This is a genomic window from Fusibacter sp. (assembly GCF_057447755.1).
The window spans coordinates 1-3,395 of sequence record NZ_JBVBZF010000366.1; the positions used below are offsets into that span (position 1 = coordinate 1).

2 protein-coding genes are annotated in these 3,395 nt (G+C 36.8%); both read right to left on the minus strand.

Annotation, left to right across the window (positions count from 1 at the left end):
- Nucleotides 1–618 precede the first annotated feature (618 nt).
- Nucleotides 619–2,490 (minus strand): ABC transporter ATP-binding protein, encoded by a 1,872-nt coding sequence (locus tag AC220I_RS20250; RefSeq protein WP_486725679.1) that lies wholly within the window; start codon nucleotides 2,488–2,490, stop codon nucleotides 619–621.
- Between the two features lie 17 nt (nucleotides 2,491–2,507).
- Nucleotides 2,508–3,395, minus strand: an 888-nt coding sequence (locus AC220I_RS20255) for an ABC transporter ATP-binding protein (RefSeq protein ID WP_486725680.1), incomplete at its 5' end; no start/stop codon positions are given.

Sequence of the window (3,395 nt, forward strand, 5' to 3'; positions counted from 1 at the left end):
GTAGGCTCAAGAACTTTGCTACACCACTTCCTTCATCCATACCATTACTGATACCAACTTGTGGTTCGCTACGCTTGGCGGTAAATACCCGCGACTGGACTTACACCAGCTAGATTAGTGCCATGCTTGGCACACCGTAAAGGAGACCACAGTGCATTACCGAGGTCTCCTTCTATCTTTTAACATTTAACATTTTTACCAATTTCCATTGGTTTTCTCTCTATTATTCTATATGTTTTTTAGTCATTTAAACGATTTCTTAAGATCATTTATTTATATTTTTCAATATGACTTTTTTATATTTTTTAATATATTTACTTATATATTTTCAACGCATTTTAGTACATTTTCACGTCTTTTTTCATACATTTTACGGTGAAAATCTTGCGTTTTTTTAACTTGATGTGGTCTTAAAAATTTGCCTATTTAGAGTTTCTTCTAAATTCGTTCTTAAGATACATTTTCCATTCAAAACTTTGTTTTGAAGATGTTTTAACTGGCATTATATAACCATTTACGAAATCATACATGGGTTGCATAAAGACACTTCCTTTCTGCTTAAAGTGCCACCTAATCTATAAAATATTGTATGATATTATCTATATCAACTTATTCAAATTAAGCACTTTTAAGCGTATTCTTTTTTTGATTTATTTTATTTTTTTTGTTTGTTTCATTTAATATTTCCATTTCGCCTTCTTCAATGAATTGGTTGGAATAAAGTTCATAATAATGACCCTTTAATTTCATCAATTCATGATGATTGCCCTCTTCAATGACGCGACCTTTTTCAATCACAAGAATTCGGTCTGCATTTCTGATGGTCGATAGGCGGTGTGCTATGATAAAGCTTGTTCTGTTCTCAAGTATTCTATCAATCGCGTATTGGATTTTTGACTCTGTTTCTGTATCAATGGATGAGGTTGCCTCATCTAAGAAGAAGAGTCTTGGTGCAGCAAGGATTGCTCTGGCAAATGAAATAAGTTGCTTTTCACCTGTTGAAAGTAGCGCACCGCCTTCACCGACCTCAGAATCATAGCCATTTTCCAAATTGCTGATAAAGTCATGAGCATTGACAATCTTAGCAGCCTTAATAATCTCCTCATCCGTGGCCTCTAGCTTGCCATATCGAATGTTTTCTTTTATTGTGCCACTAAAGAGATGTGGTGATTGAAGCACATAGCCAATATTGGCATGTAGCCAGTTTTGAGATCTCAGGCGGTAATCAACACCATCCATTAAGATTTGGCCACCTGTCGGTTCGTAAAAACGACAAGCCAAGTTGACAATTGTACTCTTTCCGGAACCGGTTTCACCCACTAAGGCAATCGTTTCACCCTCTTTAACCTTTAAATTGAAATCCTTGAGGATGTATTCATTCTCTTTATAATAGAAGTCAACATTCTTAAACTCTATATCACCCTTTAGAACTTCCCAATTTTCTATTTTTTGATGGTAATGGTCGCCATATTTATCAACCACCTCATCTGATTCTAATATTTCTTCTTTTTCATTTATTAAACTCATCACACGCTCTGCTGCTGCTTGCGCACTGATCATTTCAGTGTAAATTCTAGCCAGCTCAAGCACGGGATCGAAAAACTGACGTGCATAAGTAATAAATAAAACCAAAACACCATATGTGATTGTTGTGTTCATGATAAAGATACTACCAAAGTATAGGGTCAAGACCATGCCCACAGCCGAGATAAAAAGCGCCACAGGTAAATAACCAGCGGAGAATGTCGCTGCCCTGATGGACGTGCGCTTCATCTCATTTGTAACCTCTCCAAATTCTTCTCTGTTAAGCTCTTCTCTGACGAGTGTTTTTGTTGTTTTGGCACCAACGATGCCATCATTGAAGAGACCAGTAATTTTGGAGTTTATCTTTCTAACATTTCTATACTCTACAAGCATTTTCTTTTCGAAAAAAACACTTATTAAGGCAAGTACCGGAACGGTGACCAAGGTTACAAGTGCAAGCTTGACATTGACGATGAGCATAACAATCGATATTCCGATCATCATCGCTAAGCCCCAAACCATATCAACCAAGCCCCATGCCACTGTTTCAGATATTTTTGTTGCATCTGAAGTTGATCTAGCGATCATCCAGCCAATGGCATTTCTGTCATAATAGCTAAATGAAAGCTTTTGGAGTTTTTCAAAACAATCCTTTCTCATCTTATAGACGAGATTCATTTCAATCTTACCTGCATGTTTAATGAAGACTAAGACAATTGTTGAAAGCAGGATTGCAAGCCCCAAATAAGCGACCCCCACTGTGCTAAGACCCTTTGCGTTGCCTGGAATAACATAATGATCAATTGCATATTGTGTTAAAAGTGGAAACGAGATATCCACACAGGCAAGTGAGATCATGTAGACACATAAGATCAAGATGTCTTTTTTAAAGTCTGAAAAGTAATGTATTAACTCTTTCCATATTTTTTTATCATATTTTAATTTCATTTCTTTACTATTTTCCACTTGGATGCCCCCTTTGATTAGCTAACCATCTTCTGTAAATCCCATATTCTCTTATAAAGACCATCTGCTTCTATTAATTGAGCATGTGTCCCCTTTTGAATAATCTTTCCATTGTCCAAAACGATAATGAAATCCGCCTCTGCTAGGGTCGTTATTCTATGGCTAATGATGATGGTCGTCACATCTTTGCTACGTTCATTTAGCGCTCTTCTGATTTTCATATCCGTTTCAGTATCCACTGCACTGAGAGAATCATCGAAAACCAATATGCGCTTGTCCTGATCAATAATTGTTCTGGAAATGGCAACTCTTTGCTTTTGTCCCCCTGATAAAGAAACACCCTTTTCACCAATTACTGTATCGTAACCATCCTTGAAAGTGATGATGTTATCATGAATAGATGCTGCTTGTGCTGCCTGAAAAATATCTTGATCATCAAAATTCTTTTTGGTAATGCCAATATTTTCTTTAACCGTTTTGGCATAGAGATATGGCTCTTGTAATATTAGACCAATTTTTTGTCGGATCCACTGCTTCTTAATGGTATTGAGTTCAACACCATCAATTTTAATACTGCCCTTGTAGTCATATAATCTTTGAAGTAAGTGTACAAGGGTAGATTTTCCTGAACCTGTTGACCCTAAAATACCAAGGGTTTTGCCCTGTGGCAGATCAAAGGATATATCTTCAAGTGCCAGTTTCCCATCGGGATAACTAAAGGATACACGGTCAAACTCAATATGCCCCTTAACGTCACTTTCAATTTCATAAGGCTGATCTACCTCAATTTCTTCGTTCAATATTTCTTCAACACGTGTAATTGCGACTGTCGTTTTACCAAGCTCACTAAGCAATCTTCCGGACTGCTTTACCGGCCATAGTAACATTGATTCATAGGTGATAAA